Source organism: Pseudomonas sp. GM50, from assembly GCF_000282375.1.
Lineage (GTDB): Bacteria > Pseudomonadota > Gammaproteobacteria > Pseudomonadales > Pseudomonadaceae > Aquipseudomonas.
Map to the genome: position 1 here is coordinate 1 of NZ_AKJK01000154.1, position 680 is coordinate 680.

The 680-nt window shown below is 60.0% G+C and carries 2 protein-coding genes; both read right to left on the reverse strand.

The window, feature by feature from the left end; translation table 11 throughout:
* On the reverse strand, positions 1–353 hold a 353-nt coding region (locus PMI30_RS00010), incomplete at its 3' end, for an MFS transporter (protein WP_008015329.1).
* A gap of 98 nt (positions 354–451) precedes the next feature.
* Positions 452–680: hypothetical protein (locus PMI30_RS31880; RefSeq protein WP_238542042.1), on the reverse strand; the 229-nt coding region annotated here is incomplete at its 5' end.

Sequence of the window (680 nt, forward strand, 5' to 3'; positions counted from 1 at the left end):
CCGGCGGCGACCACCGAGCCGATGCCGAAGAACGCACCGTGGCACAGCGCCGTGATCACCCGCGCGGCCATCAACGTGGCGTAGTTCGGCGCCAGGGCGCAGAGGATATTGCCGAGAATGAACATCAGCGTCATGCCCAGCAATGTGGCTTTGCGCGGCATGTTGGCGGTACCGACCGCGAGGATCGGCGCGCCGAACACCACGCCCAGAGCGTAACCGGTGATGAGCAGCCCCGCGTGAGGAATGCTCACGGCCAGGTCGCGGGCGACATCGGGCAGCAAGCCCATGATGACGAATTCGGTGGTGCCGATGCCGAAGGCGGCAACGGCCAGTGCAAGCAAGGCGAGTGGCATGCGCAAGGTCTCTGTCGGTAGTCTTGACGCTTTGATCAGGCATACGCAGGCCGACGACCGTTCTCGGTGAGAGCGGGCAGAGGCAGGAATTATTGGAATTAGTGTGTGCGCAACTGAGTGCGGCGTGGTCGCTTGCAGTATAAACAGCTGCGGACATATGGCGAATCAATTCTCTGCCCCGTGATGTAGGAGCTGCCGAAGGCTGCGATCTTTTGATCTTCCAAAATCAAAAGATCGCAGCCTTCGGCAGCTCCTACAGGATGTACGCCATCCCAATGCAGGAGCTGCCGAAGGCTGCGATCTTTTGCTTTTAATGCACGACCGAAT